Source organism: Yoonia sp. (genome assembly GCF_017854415.1).
In the GTDB taxonomy this organism is placed as follows: Bacteria; Pseudomonadota; Alphaproteobacteria; order Rhodobacterales; family Rhodobacteraceae; genus Yoonia.
Map to the genome: position 1 here is coordinate 1 of NZ_JAFMHR010000049.1, position 19414 is coordinate 19414.

Annotated in this window: 20 protein-coding genes; 9 read left to right on the forward strand and 11 right to left on the reverse strand. The window is 55.0% G+C overall.

Annotation, left to right across the window (positions count from 1 at the left end; translation table 11 throughout):
• The 5 genes from trkA to QZ197_RS07415 all read left to right on the forward strand — a co-directional run.
• The coding region (gene trkA / locus QZ197_RS07395) for a Trk system potassium transporter TrkA (protein ID WP_296431227.1) at positions 1–1065 on the forward strand (1065 nt) is incomplete at its 5' end.
• Positions 1066–2586 carry a potassium transporter TrkG gene (locus QZ197_RS07400; protein WP_296431228.1) on the forward strand — a complete coding sequence of 507 codons (1521 nt, stop codon included), beginning with the start codon at positions 1066–1068 and terminating at the stop codon, positions 2584–2586.
• A 118-nt stretch (positions 2587–2704) separates the two neighbouring features.
• Positions 2705–2938 (forward strand): RNA chaperone Hfq, encoded by a 234-nt coding sequence (hfq, locus tag QZ197_RS07405; protein ID WP_296431229.1) that lies wholly within the window; start codon positions 2705–2707, stop codon positions 2936–2938.
• Positions 2939–2976: 38 nt separating this feature from the next.
• Complete coding sequence (gene hflX / locus QZ197_RS07410) at positions 2977–4215, forward strand: GTPase HflX (protein WP_296431247.1); 1239 nt, start codon at positions 2977–2979, stop codon at positions 4213–4215.
• Between the two features lie 147 nt (positions 4216–4362).
• A complete protein-coding gene (locus tag QZ197_RS07415) occupies positions 4363–5070 on the forward strand; it encodes a lysophospholipid acyltransferase family protein (protein ID WP_296431230.1) in 708 nt (235 codons plus the stop codon).
• On the opposite strand, the gene QZ197_RS07420 is transcribed toward QZ197_RS07415, so the two are convergent.
• From QZ197_RS07420 to QZ197_RS07460, 9 genes are all read right to left on the reverse strand, one after another.
• Positions 5067–7529, reverse strand: coding sequence for a penicillin acylase family protein (locus QZ197_RS07420; RefSeq protein ID WP_296431231.1), 2463 nt, complete (start codon positions 7527–7529; stop codon positions 5067–5069). The genes QZ197_RS07415 and QZ197_RS07420 overlap by 4 nt on opposite strands.
• A 100-nt stretch (positions 7530–7629) precedes the next feature.
• Positions 7630–8931, reverse strand: coding sequence for a branched-chain amino acid ABC transporter permease (locus QZ197_RS07425; RefSeq protein ID WP_296431232.1), 1302 nt, complete (start codon positions 8929–8931; stop codon positions 7630–7632).
• On the reverse strand, positions 8928–9938 hold the full coding sequence (locus QZ197_RS07430; RefSeq protein ID WP_296431233.1) for a branched-chain amino acid ABC transporter permease: 1011 nt from the start codon (positions 9936–9938) through the stop codon (positions 8928–8930). The genes QZ197_RS07425 and QZ197_RS07430 overlap by 4 nt, the downstream gene beginning before the upstream one ends.
• Before the next feature lie 38 nt (positions 9939–9976).
• On the reverse strand, positions 9977–10315 hold the full coding sequence (locus QZ197_RS07435) for a hypothetical protein (RefSeq protein ID WP_296431234.1): 339 nt from the start codon (positions 10313–10315) through the stop codon (positions 9977–9979).
• Between the two features lie 5 nt (positions 10316–10320).
• The gene (locus QZ197_RS07440) at positions 10321–11148 is read right to left on the reverse strand and encodes an ABC transporter ATP-binding protein (protein WP_296431235.1); all 828 of its coding nucleotides are present in this window, start codon (positions 11146–11148) and stop codon (positions 10321–10323) included.
• Positions 11145–11303 (reverse strand): hypothetical protein, encoded by a 159-nt coding sequence (locus QZ197_RS07445; RefSeq protein ID WP_296431236.1) that lies wholly within the window; start codon positions 11301–11303, stop codon positions 11145–11147. Before QZ197_RS07445 ends, QZ197_RS07440 begins: the two co-directional genes overlap by 4 nt.
• Positions 11300–12085, reverse strand: a complete 786-nt coding sequence (locus tag QZ197_RS07450) for an ABC transporter ATP-binding protein (RefSeq protein WP_296431237.1) — start codon at positions 12083–12085, stop codon at positions 11300–11302. Before QZ197_RS07450 ends, QZ197_RS07445 begins: the two co-directional genes overlap by 4 nt.
• A gap of 90 nt (positions 12086–12175) precedes the next feature.
• Positions 12176–13372 (reverse strand): ABC transporter substrate-binding protein, encoded by a 1197-nt coding sequence (locus QZ197_RS07455; RefSeq protein WP_296431238.1) that lies wholly within the window; start codon positions 13370–13372, stop codon positions 12176–12178.
• 185 nt (positions 13373–13557) lie between these two features.
• On the reverse strand, positions 13558–14559 hold the full coding sequence (locus tag QZ197_RS07460; protein ID WP_296431239.1) for a GlxA family transcriptional regulator: 1002 nt from the start codon (positions 14557–14559) through the stop codon (positions 13558–13560).
• 190 nt (positions 14560–14749) lie between these two features.
• On the opposite strand from QZ197_RS07460, the gene QZ197_RS07465 reads away from it, so the two are divergent.
• Positions 14750–16120, forward strand: a complete 1371-nt coding sequence (locus QZ197_RS07465) for a class II 3-deoxy-7-phosphoheptulonate synthase (RefSeq protein ID WP_296431240.1) — start codon at positions 14750–14752, stop codon at positions 16118–16120.
• Here QZ197_RS07465 and QZ197_RS07470 read toward each other — a convergent pair whose 3' ends face one another.
• Complete coding sequence (locus tag QZ197_RS07470; protein ID WP_296431241.1) at positions 16121–16768, reverse strand: PAS domain-containing protein; 648 nt, start codon at positions 16766–16768, stop codon at positions 16121–16123.
• 200 nt (positions 16769–16968) lie between these two features.
• Here QZ197_RS07470 and QZ197_RS07475 point away from each other — a divergent pair, with 200 nt between their 5' ends.
• Genes QZ197_RS07475 through QZ197_RS07485 form a run of 3 tightly spaced genes read left to right on the forward strand, consistent with a single transcriptional unit; the run spans position 16969 to position 19020 of the window.
• Positions 16969–17859 (forward strand): YicC/YloC family endoribonuclease, encoded by an 891-nt coding sequence (locus QZ197_RS07475; protein ID WP_296431243.1) that lies wholly within the window; start codon positions 16969–16971, stop codon positions 17857–17859.
• A 4-nt stretch (positions 17860–17863) separates the two neighbouring features.
• Positions 17864–18502 carry a guanylate kinase gene (gmk, locus tag QZ197_RS07480; protein ID WP_296431244.1) on the forward strand — a complete coding sequence of 213 codons (639 nt, stop codon included), beginning with the start codon at positions 17864–17866 and terminating at the stop codon, positions 18500–18502.
• Positions 18499–19020: a gamma carbonic anhydrase family protein gene (locus tag QZ197_RS07485; RefSeq protein WP_296431245.1), complete on the forward strand. Its 522-nt coding sequence runs from the start codon at positions 18499–18501 to the stop codon at positions 19018–19020. The genes gmk and QZ197_RS07485 overlap by 4 nt, the downstream gene beginning before the upstream one ends.
• Here the strand turns inward: QZ197_RS07485 and QZ197_RS07490 are convergent.
• Positions 19007–19336 carry a hypothetical protein gene (locus QZ197_RS07490; protein WP_296431246.1) on the reverse strand — a complete coding sequence of 110 codons (330 nt, stop codon included), beginning with the start codon at positions 19334–19336 and terminating at the stop codon, positions 19007–19009. The two genes, QZ197_RS07485 and QZ197_RS07490, sit on opposite strands and share 14 nt — an antisense overlap.
• Positions 19337–19414: the final 78 nt, after the last annotated feature.

Here is a 19414-nt window from a genome sequence, read left to right on the forward strand (position 1 = left end):
TTGGCACCAAGCTATGCCGACCTTTACCGCCGCAATCACCTGCCGATTGACGTTGTTATTTCCCCGGAACGCGAAGTCGCAGAGGCTGCTTTGCAGCGGTTGGCGGCACCAGCTGCGTTCGACACGGAAAGTTTCCTCGAAGGGCGCGCGCAGCTTTTGGGGATTACCATTGACGACGATTGCCCTGTAGTGAATACGCCGCTGCGCCAGCTAACGGACCTTTTTTCAACGCTGCGTGCGATTGTCGTCGGTATCCGGCGCGACGGCGCGCTTTTTGCCCCTTCAGCGGGCGACCAGATTTTCGTTGGCGATGATTGCTATATCTTCACCGACACTGAAGATATGAACCGTACCCTTGAGATTTTTGGAAAAAAGCAGGAAAAACAAGAACGTATCGTCATTATTGGTGGCGGAAACGTTGGCCTTGGTGTGGCGCAAGCGCTTGAGGCGCGCACAGAGCGGGTGCGTGTAAAGATGATTGAAAAGAACCGAGAGTTCGCAGAACGCGCCGCTGACATGCTGGACCGGACAATTGTTCTGCACGGCGATGGTTTAGACAGTAGTTTGCTTGACGAGGCAAATATCGCGACGGCGGATGCGGTTCTCGCGGTTACCGATGATGATAAAACCAATCTTCTGGCGTCGGTGCGCGCCAAAGAAATGGGCTGCAAAATGGCGATTACATTGATCAACGATCCAACGCTGGTGCCGTTGATGGGGCCGCTGGATATCGACGCCTATATCAGCCCGCGCGCAACGACGGTCAGTTCGATCTTGCGTCACATTCGTCACGGGCGGGTCCGCGAGGTCTATTCCATCGGGGATGCCGAGGCCGAGATTATCGAAGCGCAAGTGTTGGGCACCTCACCGATCTCGGGCCAAAAGGTTAAAGATATCTCGTTTCCCGAAGGCACATTGATCGGCGGGCTTATGAAACAAGGCAAAGTCATCCGTCCCACCGGCGAGACACGGATCGAAGAAGGCGACGTGATTGCGATTTTCGCGATGTCCGAAGACGTCCCCGAGGTCGAGCGACTTTTGCAGGTTTCGATCGACTTTTTCTGAATGAACTGGATTGTCCGCCTGCCGTTTTTCGTGGTCCTGATGGGCTTGGGGTCTTGCGCTATGCTGGTGCCTGCGGCGCACGCCGCAGTCACGGGCGATTATAACACGATGCGCGTGTTCTTTTACGGCTTTATCCTGTGCGGGTTTTTGACCAGCTTGATTGGGCTGGCCACGGCGGGCCATGCGCCGGTGAGTGTAGCGCGCAGTCAGTTGGTCGGGCTTTTGGCTGCATTTAGCGTGCTGCCTTTGATGTTTGCGGTCCCGTTCTACGAAGCATTGGGCAACACCACATTCCTGAATGCCTGGTTCGAAATGGTGTCATGTTTCACCACCACAGGGGCCACGGTCTATGACACTGCTGCACGGTTAACGTCATCGCAGCATCTGTGGCGCGGCCTTGTAGGCTGGATGGGTGGTTTGCTGGTCTGGGTCACAGCCGTGTCGATTTTTGCACCAATGAACCTCGGTGGTTTTGAGGTTCGCGCTACCGGCGGAGCAGGCAAGGGCGCGCGTGGATCGTTCACGCAAATTGGCCGGATCGCTGACCCGTCAGAGCGCTTGGTGCGCTATACGCTGTCACTGACCCCGATTTATATCGGGCTCACGGCCATGCTTTGGGTCGGGTTGGTGATTGTGGGCGAAGTGCCTTACATCGCCTTGATACATGCGATGTCGACGCTGTCGACCTCGGGTATTTCGCCGATTGGCGGGCTTTATTTTGCAGCTTCGCGGTTCTGGGGTGAAGTGCTGATCATGTGTTTCTTCATATTTGCGCTGTCGCGATTGACCTTTAGTCGCGGCCTGATCGGTGAAAGCGACAGAGGTTTGCGCCGCGATCCTGAATTCATCACAGCGCTTGTGTTGATTGGCACGGTCACGTTTTTGTTGTTTGCGCGCCACTTTGTCGGGGCTGCCGAGGGGCAGACAGCGGCAAGCGTTCGACAGATTGCAGGCGCGCTTTGGGGGGCTTTGTTTACGGTCACATCGTTCCTGACGACCACAGGGTTTGAATCGCGATTTTGGGGTGGTGCTGCGACGTGGTCGGGGCTCAACACACCGGGCCTATTTCTAATTGGGATGGCGTTGATTGGGGGCGGGGTTGCGACCACTGCGGGTGGGGTGAAACTGCTGCGCATCTATGCGCTTTACCGACACGGCGAACGCGAACAAGCACGACTGCTGCATCCGTCCTCGATCGGTGGGGGTGGCAAGGACGCGCGCCGCATCCGCAAACAAGGTGCCTATATATCGTGGGTATTCTTTATGCTTTTCGCGCTCAGCATCGCGGCTGTCATGGTGATGTTGTCCCTAACAGGGGTCCAGTTTGAGACGGCAATCGTGCTGTCGGTATCCGCTTTGTCAACCACGGGCCCCTTGGCATCGGTCGCCGCAGAAACGCCGATTGCCTATTCGGGCATTCCCGATGCCGCCAAGGTGATCCTTGCAGGTGCGATGATCTTGGGGCGTCTTGAGACTTTGGCGATTATTGCCCTGTTTAACCCCGAGATTTGGCAACGCTAAGCACCCGCATCTAAAGTGTATTTTGGGGGTGGAAACTCTCCCATGGCCGCGACATACTGCATTTTATCCTAATTGGCCCATGTCCGGCCCAAATAATAAGAAACAAGAGGGTGTCGTTATGGCCGCCGATAAAGCAAATCTGCAAGATGCATTCCTAAATCACGTCCGCAAAGCCAAGGTGCCTGTCACCATTTTCTTGGTCAACGGCGTAAAGTTGCAGGGTGTCATCACGTGGTTCGACAGCTTTTGCGTGCTTTTGCGCCGCGACGGCCAGTCCCAGCTTGTGTATAAGAGCGCGATCTCGACGATCATGCCATCACAGCCAATTAGCCTTTATGAAGGTGAAGAATAGCATTGCTTGAACATGATCGGCCCCTCACACGGGCTTGGGTGTTGCACCCAGATCTGAAGTCCGACCAATCCCGCCGGGCAGCCGAACCCGCGTTGGAAGAAGGTGTCGCTTTAGCTGACGCTTTGCCGAATTTGGAAGTCGTGGGTGCGACCGTCGTACGGTTGCCGCGTATCCATCCCGGTAAGCTGTTTGGCAAAGGCAAGATTGCAGAACTCAAAGAAATTTTCCATGATGCCGAGGTCGAGCTGGTCTTGATCGACGGAAATGTCACGCCGGTGCAGCAGCGCAATCTTGAAAAAGACTGGGGCGTGAAACTTCTGGATCGCACCGGTTTGATCCTCGAGATTTTTAGCGACCGCGCGCGCACATCCGAAGGTGTGTTGCAGGTTGAAATGGCGGCGTTGTCCTATCAGCGTACGCGATTGGTGCGGGCTTGGACCCACCTTGAACGCCAGCGTGGCGGGCTTGGGTTCGTGGGTGGTCCGGGTGAAACCCAGATCGAGGCCGACCGACGCGCCATTGATGATCAATTGAATCGCTTGCGCAAACAATTGGCCAAAGTCGTGAAAACCCGTGAATTGCACCGTGCTGCACGTGCCAAGGTGCCATTTCCGATTGTCGCTTTGGTTGGGTATACGAACGCAGGCAAATCGACCTTGTTCAACCGCCTGACGGGGGCATCAGTTTTCGCCAAAGACATGCTTTTTGCGACGCTTGATCCGACGATGCGCAAAATCACGCTGCCCACGGGTGACGAGATCATCATGTCTGACACCGTTGGTTTTATCAGCGATTTGCCGACCGAATTGGTGGCCGCATTTCGCGCAACCCTAGAAGAAGTGCTGGACGCTGATTTAATCGTCCACGTCCGCGATATCAGCCATCCACAAACCGAAGAACAATCCAAAGACGTGATGAAGATCTTGCAAAGCCTTGGGGTCGCCGAAGAAGCTCCAATGATCGAGCTTTGGAACAAGGTTGACCTTTTGGATGGCGATGCGCGCGATGCTGTTCTGACGCAAGCTGCGCGCACCGACGATCTCTATGCCGTTTCTGCGATCACTGGCGAGGGGATGGACGATCTTTTGGCTGCTATTCCGGATAAGCTGAAAGATCCACGGAGCGAAGAACATCTTGCGCTGACGTTTGCAGACGGGCGCAAGCGTGCCTGGCTGTTCGAGGCGGGCGTGGTGACTGAAGATACGCAGACCGAAACCGGATATGCGATGACAGTGTTCTGGACCCAGCTTCAAAAAGAACGTTTCGTGCGGCTCTGAAGCGTCGGCCAACCGACAATCACACCAACGTTGCGAGCGCTGCAGGCTTTCTGTACCGTCAATCCAGATCAATCGATCAAGGGTCCGAAACGTGGTAACTGTATGGGCACCATAGCAGAAGTTTTCCGCGGTGCATGGGCATCCGCTATGTGGCTTGTCGGGGTCCCGTTTGTGAATATGCGCATTGTACGGCATGCGCAAAACAAAGACGAAGCACGCGCTATGATGAATGTGCATATTGCGAAATTCATTCAGCGATGTGGCGTAAAGATCGTGGTTGATGGCACGCCTCCGACAATCGATGATGTCTATGTGCTTTGTTATAACGAGGCGTCATTCATGGATGTCGCTGTGTTCCCGCTGGTGATGTGGCCCTACATTGACCGCGTTGGTGCCGCAGATATTTATGCCTATTTCCCCCATGGACGGGCCGCGATGGAGATGGCCGGATTTGAACTTGTTCCGCGTGGTAATCGTGCGGGGACTGATAAGCTGCTGGAAAAAATCGTTGCTGCGGTCAAAGACGGTGAACGGGTCGGCTGGGGTGGCGAAGGCCGGATTGTCGGAATTGACGGTGTGGGGCGGTTCAAGATCGGCGCGAGCCTGATTGCGATCAGGGCGCAAGCACCCATTGTGCCAGCGGCCTTCTTTGGCGGGCATCACATCATGCCTTTTCCATCATTGCGCGCAAAGCCGGGCACAGTCTATGTCCGTTTTGGCCCGCCAATCGCGACGGATGGGTTGGTCGAAGAAGATGCGCGCGCCTTGGCTGATCTTGTACAGAAAGTCTTTGCTGGTATGTACGAAGACTTGCGTAAGAAAGACGCGCAAGCCGCGAAAGAAGACAGACCCTAGTTCACAGGTTCCAGCACCGTCACACCGACCGCTGCGGCCCTTGCCAGATCAGGATCAAGCGACATCGGGATATATTCACCCCGCCGCCACAGCTCGCCCAGGTTATCGTAATGCCGCGACAGCGGATGCCCCGATTGACCTGTTGAGATGATAAACACCGAACTGTCCGGATCGGCAAAGTCATAGACGCCGCGATAGCCCGCCGCATGCACGTTCTGGAACGGATCAGGATCGCGTCCTGACGTCTTGGCGCGCTGCAATGTATGATCGCCGCCACTGGTTGATTGGCGGATGTTCACAACCCATTCCAGCAATGGCGTGCTGCCAAGGACAGGATGATCATGGGTCGCGACATGTGCATCGCCCCAGCGGACCGCCTCGACTGCCTCGCCGTGATTTTCGGCAATCCAGATCAGCGCATCGTCCAAAGACTGGCGTGCGATATCGGTGCAGGTTTCAACCGGAGCAGACTGGATCACGTCACACCAGATGCCAGCCCCATCAATATCGCGAAAGACGCGTTCGATGAAAATCGGGTCGACATGAGTGAATTCAGAGGCCAAAGGCCCCAGTTCATCGCGGATCAGGCGCTGCTGAAAGGCGCGCACCCATGCCGCATAAATCAGCGGTTCTGGCAGGTGTTCATTCATTTCACCGTTCCACGCTGACAGCAGACCGAGCGCATCTTGCCTGCGTCGTTCCGGTGTGCCCAAGGGGGCGGCATCGCCTGTGAACCACAAATCAGCACCCATCAGCGTTGAGAGAGTAAGAGCTGCAAAGCTGACCGTATCCAGTTGCGCCTCGATAAAGCTGTCGCGCGTGTGGACTTCGCGGGCTTGCATCAAACGGCGCCAGCGATTTATGCGCTGCGTGTCACCCCAGACATGGGTGACGTGGCGTGGAAACGGGCGATCTACTGTCTTGTTGTTTGTATTGCCGATGATGCCGCCTTCGGGGTCCAGAAACTGTGGGTTGTCTTCATAGGGGAACCGCCCTTGCCAGCGGTTTTCCGGAAGGTATCCGAACGAGGGCAGGCGCCCTTGGCTTTGATGGGCTGCATCTCGGGCTGGCAGCGCGCCAATCGTTTGCATTGCCACCCGGTTACGGTCCGCCAACGTCAAGTTCATGGCAGGGGCAATAAAGTCGCGGCCTGCGGTGATTGCGTCCTCGACAGACCGTGATTTCGTGATCGCAAGCGCTGCCGACATGGATGTGTCGCGTCCGGAAAGTGCTGTCCAAGCCACCGAAGCCACATGGCCCGCAGGGGTAATCGTGCCAAGATCATATTGGCCACGTGGCATAACAGGCCCGTTCGCTGTCCAACGCAGTTGCAGCGTCACGGCAGGGGCATCTTTCAGCCGGATAATACTGTCACGCGTGCGGAACGGCACCCAACCATCGGGGCCCCGATATTCGCTTGGATTTTCGGGGTTCACTTCTTCGATAAAGATATCTTGGTCATCGACTGACGCGCTTGTCAGGCCCCAACCGACCGTGTCACTGCGCCCCGACAGAATTACAGGCATACCTGGAATTGTGCCGCCGATGACACCACCTGATTCCAGCTCGAGCCGCGCAAGGTACCAGATTGAAGGTGCTGTCAGGCCCAGATGGGGATCGTTGGCCAGCAAGGTCGATCCGGTGGCAGAGCGTCCGGCACTGGCAGCCCACGCGTTTGACGCGCCACTTAAGCCGCGCGGGTTGATCGGCGATAGCGGATCATAAGCAAGCCGCATGTTTGGCATAAAGCGGGGCACATCCGGAACAAGGCTTGCGTAGGCAGGCAAAGCCGCAAGCGCGCTAGTCGGATCATCAGGCAAGATATCTTTGACGCGGTCGGACCCAAGCAACAACGACGTGCGCGCGCGCAGGACTTCTTCGTCAAGGCTCGATGTAAGATCAAGCGCCATAAGCTTCAAGATCGCAATAGAATCTGCAGGCACCCACGGTGAAACCGGATGATTGAACAGCCACATTTCAGGCGCACCGCGCCCGCGTGATCCGGCGTTTACAGCACCCAACCACGCGTTCACACCTGCGGCATAGGCCGTCAGTGCAGACTTGGTTTCGTCGGTCTGTGCGGCAACAGACGATACGGCAAGCGGGTAAAGATCATAGCGGCGCAATACTTCGTCGATGCCAAGTGTCCGTTCGCCAAATAGTTCGGACAGCCGTCCTTGGGCGGTGCGGCGCAGCATCGTCATTTGCCACATGCGGTCCTGTGCGTGGGCAAAGCCAAGCGCATAAAATACGTCGTCGTTTGTTTGCCCGAAAATATGCGGGACGTTGGCATTGTTGCGCACGATTTCTACGGGCGCCGTGATGCCCGCAACTTCGCGTGTGCCGCTATATTCAGGCAACGACCGCGACGCGAAATAATAGGCCAAGGCGATAGACGCGACGCCGATGACGATCAATGCAGAGGCAAGCCGGACAAGCCAGCGGAAGATAAATGCCATGTGGCCCTCGGGTCGGTGTTACGCCTCTGTTCTAACAGGACAGGGCCAGAGGACAAGTAATCCTCTGGCCCTGAATGCCGTTACCCGCATGAGGGCGCGGTTATCTTTCTGGGATCAATCCGCGTGGGCTAAACCTGAGGACCAGAAGCAGCACCAAACCCATCGTCAGCAAACGCATGTGGGCAGCGGATTCAATCATCCGCTCTTTTAGGTCACTGCCATCTTCAAGACCGCTGCTGAGGATATTCATCAGGCCAAGGCCCAGTGGTTCAACCTGCACCCAAAGCCACCAAATCAACATGCCACCAAGGACCGCGCCAAAGTTGTTACCGGACCCACCAACGATCACCATGACCCAGACAAGGAAGGTGAAACGCAGAGGCTGATATGTCCCGGGGGTCAATTGACCATCAAGCGTTGTCATCATTGCACCGGCAATGCCGCAAATCGCGGAACCCAGAATGAAAATCTGCAAATGGCGTGCGGTGACGTCTTTGCCCATCGCTTCGGCGGCGGTTTCATTGTCGCGGATCGCGCGCATCATCCGGCCCCATGGGCTTTTTAGCGCGTTTTGTGCCAGCCAAAGCAGGATCAGCAGCACGATTGTGAACAAGATAGCGTAACCCGCTTTGTTATAAAGTGTTGAGGCCACAACTGGTTCAAGACCAAAGCTAAGTGCACGTTCGACAAAGGCCGGATCACTCTGAAGTGAAATTGCATCAGGGACGGGGCTGTCCAGTCCGACGACGTTCTTAACACCGCGCGCCAGCCAGTCTTCGTTCTTTAGCACAGCGATAATGATCTCTGCGATACCGAGGGTCGCAATCGCAAGGTAATCGGACCGCAGACCAAGGGCCGTTTTGCCAATGACCCACGCCGCACCTGCAGCCAACAAGCCGCCAACTGGCCAGCTTAGGATAATTGGCAAGTTCAGACCGCCCAAATATCCGGTGAGGGCAGGGTTCACAGCCTCGACCGCCTCTTTGCCGGGGTCAAAGACACCGCGATAAAGAAAGAAACCGCCGATCAGAATAACCAGTGTTACGATTGTCTTCGTGCGGCCTTTGAAATGCTGCTGCGCCTTGACTGCTGCGACGACCGTCAAAGCACCCAGCGCCAGACCTGCGAAAATACGCAATCCACCAGCTTGCCATGCTTCTGGAACAGGTTCAGAGGACACCAGCACAGTCGCCAATCCACCAAGTGCGACAAAGCCCATCACACCGATGTTGAACAGGCCCGCAAAGCCCCATTGAAGGTTGACACCCAGCGCCATAATCGCGGAAATCAGACCCATATTCAGGATCAACAAAGCAGAGTTCCAACCTTGGACAATCCCCGTGCCGATCAACAGGACGGCGACAACGCCGAAAAGTGCGGTATCTTTGACAGCGGTATTCATACGGATTGCCCCTTGAACAGACCTGTGGGCTTGAACAGCAGCACGATAATTAGGATCGCAAAGCTGACGGCGAATTTGTAGTCGGTTGATAATAACTGGACGAGGCCATCGGGCTCGAGGTTTTCTGGCATCATATAGACCAGCACCTTTTTCCAGGCATAGGTGATGGTGACTTCGCTAAATGCGATCACGAAACCTCCTGCGATTGCGCCTAGCGGGTTGCCAAGGCCGCCCACGATCGCGGCTGCGAAAATTGGCAGGAGCAGCTGAAAATAGGTGAACGCCTTGAATGATTTATCCAGACCGTAAAGCACGCCCGCGGTTGTCGCGAGGGCGGCAACGATCATCCATGTGACCTTAACAACCCAATCAGGGTTGATGCCTGACAGCAACGCAAGGTCTTCGTTGTCTGAAAATGCGCGCATAGATTTTCCGGTGCGGGTCTTGTTCAGGAACCAGAACAGCAGCGCCATAACGATAAAGGCTACAACGACGGTCAACGCTTGCGTGGTTTTGATGGCCAGACCTTCTTCGAGACCGGTCATTTCCTTGAATTCACGCGCAGTGATGATGAAACGCTCACCATCCGCAAACTGAATATCACGTACACCGATAATAAAACGCACGATCCCGTTCATCACAAACATCACGCCCATCGATACAATCACAAGGATCACCGGTTTGGCCTTTTGTTCGCGGTAGAATTTGTAAACAGCCCAGTCTGTGCCTAGCAGCAGCAAGATCGTGGCACCAATGCCAAAGGGCAGGGCCAGTAGTGCAGTCGGCAGCGGCCCAAAGGTGATGCCCATGCTGATAAATGCGGTTGTGAACATGATCGTGATCGCTGTGCCAAAGGCCATTGTGTCGCCATGCGCAAAGTTCGAGAACCGCAAGATGCCGTAGATCATCGTGACCCCCAGCGCGCCAATGGCAAGCTGCGCGCCATAAGCCAGACCCGGCACGAAGACAAAGTTCGCGAAGGCGACGATTGCGTTTAGAAAATCCATCTACACAAGTTCCTTGGCATTAAGTGTATTATCAGTCGTCATTGCATCACCTCGCAGGTGCCCGTCAGGCGCGTGCCTGCGCGTGTATCAGCGTAGACAGCCGATCCGTCAGCTTGCATCACCATCATCACATCTGATCCGGCAAGCCCTTCGGCCCAAAACCCGCGCACATCGCCCATCATAATGGGTTCGGCAGGGAATTGGGCATCGCCCATTTGTACGGTAGTGATGCGGCGGCGCGGTGGTTCGGCCAAATCAACGGCAGGTGCAAATTGCGCACGGTCGATTTCAAACTGGACAGCCGTGCCCGATAAGTCGCAAGTGACGACTTCCGCAACTACGGGTCCGGCGAGAGTGGCACAAAGAAGGGCTGGCATTTTGATCATCCGCCCAAGAAGCTGCGGCGGACTTCGGGGTCAGCCAACAGTTGTTTACCCGTTCCGGTATGGGCATTGCGGCCTTGCACCAAAACATATGCTTTATCAGCAATTTCAAGCGCTTGGCGGGCGTTCTGTTCAACCATCAGAATCGGGATACCCGTACGGGCAACTTCGATAATCCGGTCAAATAATTCGTCCATCACGATGGGCGACACACCCGCGGTGGGTTCGTCCAGCATCAGAACCTTGGGCTGTGTCATCAGCGCACGACCCACAGCAACTTGCTGGCGTTGGCCGCCAGACAATTCACCAGCGGCCTGATTGCGCTTTTCCTTGAGGATAGGGAACAGATCATAGATTTGCGTCATCGTATCGCGAAAATCATCGCGGCGGATAAACGCGCCCATTTCAAGGTTTTCTTCGACCGTCATCGACGTAAAGATATTCGCGACCTGCGGCACAAACCCCATGCCTTTTACAACGCGTTGCTGTGGGGTCAGATGGGTAATGTCTTCACCATCAAGCCGGACAGAGCCTTGGTTGACATTCAGCATGCCAAATAAAGCCTTCATCGCAGTCGATTTACCAGCGCCGTTCGGGCCGACAATCACCGCGATTTCGCCTTTCTCGGCGGCGATTGTGCAACTGTGAAGGATATCTGGGCCTTTGCCATATCCACCCGTCATTGCCTCGCCAATCAAGAACGGCTCGCCACTGCGGGGTTTGCTGTCGCGCTGACCATTCTTGGCGGCAGAAAGCGTTCCTCCACCGGCTTTGGTGATTGAATGGTCTTTGTTGCCACGTGCGTTCTGGTAGGGATTATCACTCACGGGTTGATGTACTCTGCTAAAAATGGCGCATACGTCGTTAACGTATCACGCATCAGCGTTTGTTCTGTGACGTCTGCATGGTTGACATAGATATAGTAGAACGTCGCGGCAGAGCCCAATATGGCCCCTAACAGAATGGTTAGTAGGAATTTCATGTCGCACTCACCTTTTCTTTGTTTTTCAATCCGGTGCCGAGGTATGCCTCGATCACTTGCTCGTTTGCTTTGATCTCGTCCAATGTGCCTTCGGCCAAAACGCGACCTTCAGCCATGCAAATCACCGGATCACAAAGGCGACCGATAAAGTCCATGTCATGCTCGATCACGACGAATGTATAGTTACGTTCTTGGTTCAGGCGAATGATCGCGTCGCCAATGGTGTTGAGCAGTGTGCGGTTCACACCCGCGCCGACTTCGTCCAGAAATACGATCTTGGCGTCGACCATCATCGTGCGGCCTAGTTCCAACAGCTTTTTCTGGCCACCAGACAGGTTGCCGGCTTTTTCTTCCTTTAGGTGTTCGATCGTTAGAAACTCGATCACTTCATCGGCTTTGGCTTGCAAGGCGCGTTCTTCGTTCGCGATCCGCTTGCGGCCGAACCATGTGTTCCAAAGCACTTCGCCTGATTGATCACCGGGGACCATCATCAAGTTTTCGCGCACGGTCATGGATGAAAATTCATGTGCGATTTGAAAGGTCCGCAGCAAACCTTTGTGGAACAACTCATGCGGTGGCAGGCCCGTAATATCAGCGCCCATCATTGAAACACGGCCAGACGTAGGTTTAAGAACGCCCGCGATCACATTGAAAAGAGTCGTCTTTCCAGCGCCATTAGGGCCGATCAAGCCGGTTATAGAACCTTCTTCGATTTTCAGCGTTGCCCCATCAACAGCCCGGAAGCCGCCAAAGGTTTTGACCACATCTTCAACGACGATCATGATTTATCCCCTAGAGCACGTCTAACGCGCGCTTTGTTTGGCAGAACGGCGCGAGGGGTCCCCGCGCCGTACTTTGGTTAATCGATAGGATTAACGGTAGCCGATTGTCGAATATACGCCGTCAGCAAATTCGATTTCCTGATAGTTACCAGCAGATTCGCCTGGTCCGATCAGTTCAACCGCAGATGCGCCAACATAGTCGATGTCTGTACCAGCAGCGAGCAGCTCAAGGCCCTTTGCAAGTTCACCTGGCATGATTTCTACGCCTGGTGCGTTTGCAACGTCAAAGACGTGGTCTTTGAAATCAGCTGAGTCAGCCGAATTCGCAGCCTGCATCGCCAACATGATCAGCGCAGCAGCGTCGTACGATTCTGGTGAAAACGCGCCTGTGCCGTCAAAACCAGCAGCAGCAGCGAGCTCAACGAACTTGCCAGCGCCTGCGTTGTCTGTACCTGGGTAAGCACCGTACGAACCGTTCAGTTCTGCACCGAAGTTATCGTTCAGCACCGCACCGACCATGCCGTCTGGCAGGTAGAAGGTGTCAAACGCACCCGTGTCGAGTGCCGAGCGAATGATGCCCGAACCACCTTGGTCAACGTAACCCGCAACAACAAGAACTTCGCCGCCGCCGGATGCCAATGCGCCAACTTCTGCAGAATAGTCGGCTTTGCCGTCTTCATGTGCTGCAGTGATTGTGACTGTGCCGCCAGCTGCTTCGAATGATGCTTGAAACGCATCGGCAAGGCCCTTGCCGTAGTCGTTGTTTGTGTAGGTCAACGCGACTTCGCTTACGCCACGATCCTGAAGGATGTTCGTGATGATGACACCTTGACGCGCGTCAGATGGCGCTGTGCGGAAGAACAAACCGTCGTCTTCAGCGTCGGACAAACCGGGGGATGTGGCTGATGGTGAAATCATCACAACACCGTTTGCGCGTGCAACGTTTTGCAGGATCGCGCCAGTAACACCGGAACAGTCAGCGCCCATAATTGCGTTGACGCCATCGGATGTGACCAGACGTTCAGCTGCAGCGGTTGCTGCACCGGCGTCGATGCATGTGCTGTCGCCGCGCACAGACGTTACTTTTGCGCCGCCAAGAAGTAGACCGGATTCGGTCACTTCAGCCATTGCAAGCTCTGCGCCGGCGCCCATTGCTGGGGTGATGGATTCAAGTGGGCCCGTAAAGCCCAAGATCACACCAATTTTTACCTCTTCTGTGTGGCCGGCAGCAAACGCTGACCCTGCCATCATTGCAACTGCAGAAGTCGCCATGAGTAGTTTTTTCATTTTTATTCTCCCTAGTTGGATATTTTTATCCTGAAGGCGAATTTAGCAGGGAGATTTCAAAAGGAAAGTGGGAACCCTAGGTCATTTGGCCTTTAGAGGGCCCAACAGGAGTGAATTTTCCTGCATTGCTGGTCTGCGAGCGGTTCTTATGTCAAAAGACCCAACCGCACTAAAATGATTGTGCTTTAAATCGACAACCTTGCCGCATGGCTGCCGCGCTCGCGGTAAGGTGTTGTGTCGTAGTGCGACCGGTAGCACTTTGAAAAATGCGATGGCGACGCGAAACCACAGGCGAGGGCCACGTTGATCACGGTCATATCTGTCTGCATCAGCAAGTTCCGCGCTTTTTGCAGCCGTAGTTCCATATAGTAACGCTTTGGGCTGCGTGACAGATAACGGCGGAATAGACGTTCCAACTGCCGTGTCGACATGCCGACATCTTTGGCCAAAGTCGCAGGGCTGATCGGTTCTTCGATGTTTTGTTCCATCATCTGGATGACACGGCTTAGCTTTGGGTGACGCACACCAATGCGGGTCGGGATCGACAAACGCTGGGTGTCTTGGTCGGTGCGGATCGCGGAGTAAATCAGAATGTCGGCGACGGCATTGGCCAAGTCTTCGCCATGGTGATCGGCGATGAGTTTGATCATGAGGTCAAGCGATGCTGTGCCGCCAGCCGTTGTGATCCGGTTACCATCAACAACAAACACAGATTTGGTAAGCACGACATCTTCGAATTCTTCGGCAAAGCTGTCTTGGTTTTCCCAATGGATCGTTGCTTTTTTGCCGTCGAGTAGCCCAGCCTTGGCCATCGTAAATCCAGCCGTACAAAGGCCAGCAATTGTGACCCCGCGGCGTGCTTCGCGACGCAGCCAGTTTAAAATGCGTTTTGTCGTGGCTTTCTGCACATCGACACCACCACACAACATAATTGTATCGTCGCGGTCCAATTCCACCAGATCATCGTCAACTTTGAACGAGCACCCGTTCGAGCAGACAGCATCTTGGCCGCCTTCGGCCACGATTTTCCATGTGTAAAGCTCTTTGCCCGCAGTCCGGTTCGCGATACGCAGGCTTTCAACCGCAGCCGCAAAGCACAGCATTGTAAAGTCATTCATGAGCGCGAAAACAAAACGACGCGGCTTGCCGGTATGGTCTACATCGACAATATGGGATTCTAATGACATCGCTTTGGTCCGTTGGCAGGTATTGCGCAAAGACCTCAACAGGTTTGTACTTGGCCCACAAGAGGGAAAGCACCGCGCATAGCTCAAAGTCACCACTGATGCGTCGTTTTTTTACCATTGGCGCGGCCCGCAGCCCGCGTTATACGCAAGCCCTGATACCGCTAACCGATCCTGAATATGGAGCAAGACAATGACTGACTGGCAGAAATCTGACTGGCGCAAAAAGCCCCGCGTACAGATGCCCGATTATACTGACGCTGCAGCCCTGAAAGCTGCCGAAGCGCGGCTTGCCAGCTATCCCCCTTTGGTCTTTGCAGGCGAGGCGCGTAACCTCAAGGCAGAGCTGGCCGCGGTTAGTCGTGGCGACGCGTTCTTGCTGCAAGGCGGCGATTGTGCCGAAAGCTTTGCAGAGTTCAACGCAGACGGCATTCGCGACACATTCAAAGTGATGCTGCAAATGGCGATGGTCCTGACCTATGGTGCAAAAGTGCCTGTGGTTAAGGTCGGTCGCATGGCGGGTCAAATGGCCAAGCCTCGTTCAGCCCCGATGGAAACTGTGGATGGCGTGGAATTGCCAAGCTACCGTGGTGACATCATCAACGGTTTTGATTTCACACCAGAAAGCCGCATCCCTGATCCCGAGCGTATGCTGCAAGCCTATCTGCAAGCCGCCGCGACACTGAACCTTCTGCGCGCGTTCTCGACGGGTGGTTTTGCCAATGTGCATCAGGTCCACAAGTGGACGTTGGGCTTTACCGACGCTAACGAGGTCAAGAAATATAGCGATATGGCTGAACGCATCAGTGACACGCTTGATTTCATGCAGGCCGCCGGACTGACGACAGAAACCAATCACGAATTGCAGACTGTTGATTTCTACACCAGCCACGAAGCGCTGTTGCTGGAATACGAAGAGGCCCTTTGCCGTTTGGATTCGACCTCTGGCAAGTGGCTTGCGGGCTCCGGACATATGATCTGGATCGGCGACCGTACGCGTCAGCCGGACGGTGCGCATGTGGAATTCTGCAAAGGTGTGCAGAACCCGATCGGCCTTAAGTGCGGTCCTTCGATGACAACAGGGCATCTTAAGGCGCTTATGGCGGCATTGAACCCCAACAACGAAGCTGGGCGTTTGACATTGATTGCGCGCTTTGGTGCCGGATCTGTGGGTGAACATCTGCCGCGTCTGGTCAAAGCTGTCCAAGAAGAAGGCGCAAACGTTGTTTGGACCTGTGACGCGATGCATGGCAACACGATCAAGTCATCGACAGGTTATAAAACCCGTCCATTTGAAAGCGTGTTGCGTGAAGTCAAAGAATTCTTTGCAATCCATAATGCCGAAGGCACGATCCCTGGCGGTGTGCATTTCGAGATGACTGGCAAAGACGTCACAGAATGCACCGGCGGCGTGCGCGCTGTCACGGACGAGGACCTGTCGGATCGGTATCACACAGCTTGTGACCCGCGTTTGAACGCGTCCCAATCGCTTGAACTGGCGTTCCTGGTTGCAGAAGAATTGTCAGCCCGCCGCGCAAAAATGCAGCAGGCTAAAGCAAGCTAATCAGCCGTTGTTGACGACAAGTTTGAGGGCCGGATGCAGCAATGTGTCCGGCCTTTTGCTTTGTGCAGGCGCCGCATGGGGCAGGCGGGACGTCGCGAGTTTTAGCCCTAGGCTGTCATGCCGTATTTGAATTTCGGAATTAATCCCAAAGCGGCGGGGGCGCGATTGCGCTGCGTCGGGCGTCGCGAATGCCCCCAGCAAACGGGTCGTTTGACCTGCGTCGTCTTGCATCGGCAGCAAAAGCATCGCGCCGTGCAGTTTGGGGCGCGTCAATGTGCTTTGGGATACCAATGGCAGTCCCAAGATCGCTGGTTCTGCAAATGCAATCTCGATCAGGTCGGCGATTTTTTCATGGGCTTCGGGATGGAACAACGTCGAAAACGGCATCCCGCGTGCGTCCATTTTCAGCATCTCGAAGATACGCTGTCCGGCGACCCGAAACCGCGCGGTACCGGGTGCGACACGCTGCAAAATAAAGGCATGCGGCAGGGCATGGTCGATCTTGCTCGGGTTTAAATGATTGCGCGCAGGGATATGCCGCGCGTGGCGCAGGGTCCGCCAGTATTGCTCAAGGCTGGTCAGAATGGGATCGTTTAACGCGGGCGTTACGCGCGGTGTCCTTGTGTTGGGATGATCGATGATATCCATGTGCCAGTCCTTTAGGTGTGGTGTCGCAATTCTTGATTGAGACAATTTATTCCAATTCGTTAGAAAGTTTTTAACAAAACTTAACGCATTGAGCACTTAACAAAGTGTTAAAAGGTTAACAGTTGTCTAACGGGGCGCAGGTCTTGCCCCTGTGTGGGAATTGACTAAAGGTGCGCGTACCACCGAAAAAAGGTAAACCGATGACCCATTCCATGACGGCTTTTGCAAACCGGACAGGCAGCCTTGGCACTTTGTCTTGGAGCTGGGAAATGCGGGGTGTAAATGCGCGAGGGTTGGATCTCCGCCTGCGTGTTCCCGACGGGATCGGCGGATTGGAAACTGCATTGCGCGCGGCACTGAATGGGGCGCTAGGGCGCGGCAATGTCACGGTGAACTTGCGGCTTTCGCGTGAAGATATCGCAGGCACACTCGCGGTCGACGAAGCCCAGCTTGACGCGATTTTGCGGGCGTTGGACCAAGTGCAAGAGCGTGCTTTCGCGATTGGCGTGACCTTGGGCCAGCCCACGGCCGCAGATGTTTTAGCGCAGCGCGGTGTGCTGATCACCGGAAAGCCCGAAGATACAGGTGATGCGTTGGCGCAGGCATTGCTGGCTGATATTGCGCCATTGGTTGCGGATTTTGTCGCAATGCGCGCCAGCGAAGGTGCCGCCCTAGAGGCCGTTTTGGCGGCACAATTAGACCAGATTGCAGCCTTGACGGATGCAGCGGCAGATGCGGCGCAAGCGCGTGCCCCACAAGTCCGCGCAAACCTGACTGCGGCTTTGCACCGCGTCATGGAAGACGTCGCAGAGGTCGATGCTGCCCGGATTGCCCAAGAACTGGCTGTTTTGGCGCTCAAATCAGATGTGACTGAAGAAATCGACCGTCTAGAAGCGCATGTGGCGGCTGCCCGTGAGCTTCTAGGCAGTGACAAACCCGCCGGTCGCAAGCTTGATTTTCTGTCGCAAGAGTTCAACCGCGAGGCAAATACACTGTGTGCCAAGGCGCAAGCCGCGCCTTTGACTGCGATCGGACTTGACCTTAAGGCGGTGATTGACCAGTTGCGCGAGCAAATCCAGAACGTGGAGTAATACGATGTCCCGACGCGGTTTATTGATCATTTTGTCCTCGCCTTCGGGTGCGGGAAAATCCACGCTAGCCGGACGCCTGCGGGATTGGGACGACACATTGCGGTTCTCGGTTTCAGCCACCACAAGGCCGCCGCGGGCGGGCGAAGTTGACGGTGAAGACTACTATTTCGTCTCGGAAGAAGAATTTCGCGGCCAAGTCGATCAAGGCGACATGCTGGAACATGCGCGGGTCTTTGGCAATTACTATGGCTCGCCCAAAGCGCCTGTGAAGGCCGCGATCGAGGACGGGCGCGATGTGTTGTTCGATATTGATTGGCAGGGTGCGCAGCAAATCAAGAACTCTTCGTTACAAGACAGCGTGCTATCGATTTTCATTCTGCCGCCGTCGATTACGGAGTTGCACCGACGATTGATTAGCCGTGGCAAGGATGATGACGCGGTTATCGAAGGCCGGATGCAGAAAAGCTGGGATGAGATAAGTCATTGGGACGGTTATGACTATGTCTTGATCAACGACGATCTGGATCACACAGAAACGCAGCTGAAAACGATCATTGGCGCAGAGCGGTTGCGCCGCAGTCAACAGCCGGAACTGGTGGATCATGTGCGCACATTACAGTCCGAGTTCGGAGACCGAACATGAGCCTTTATACCCTCAATGATAAGTCCCCTATCGTCGCAGATGATGCGTGGATCGCACCGGGATGCTATGTGATCGGTGACGTGTCGTTAGAGGCGAAAACCTCTGTCTGGTTTGGCACGACGTTGCGCGGCGACAATGAACGGATCACCATTGGTGCCGGTACGAACGTGCAAGAAAACAGCGTCATGCACACCGACATGGGGTTTCCGCTCCGGATCGGAGCGGGCTGTACAATTGGCCACAAAGTCATGTTGCATGGCTGTACCATTGGCGAGAATACCTTGATCGGCATTGGGGCGATTGTTCTAAATGGTGCTGTGATCGGCAAAAACTGCTTGATCGGGGCAGGGGCGCTCATCACCGAAGGCAAACACATCCCCGACGGGTCGCTTGTGATGGGCGCGCCGGGCAAAGTTGTGCGAGAGCTGGACGAGACGGCGATTGAAGGGCTGCGGCGTTCGGCACTGAACTACCAAGAGAACGCGGCGCGCTTTGCATTGGGCCTTAAGCGTTTGTAATTGGTCCAGCTGGTAAAACCAAAAGATCGAAATCAATAGCGGGCGCTGCGTGTGCGACTTCTGCGCAAATGATTGTGGGATTTGGCACATAAGTTGAAATGGCGCGGTAGCGACCTTTGTATTCAAAACGCGCAAGAATGATGGCAACTTCAACGACATCAAAATCGTCGCCAACCAGCGGTGAAAGCACAATATGCGGATCAAAGTCGCGCAGAAGATCACAGTTCAGCCCGGCAAGATTACAGAATTGAAAATCTCCGAAGGCAAATGGCGCACGGCCTGCGCCACACCACCTTTTTGTGTCGCCTAAGACCAAGGCACGGTCTGAAATGATCTTTGGTGGCCTATGGATGTCGAAAAATCGTTCAGTTTGTCCTGGTCATTCTGACATCTT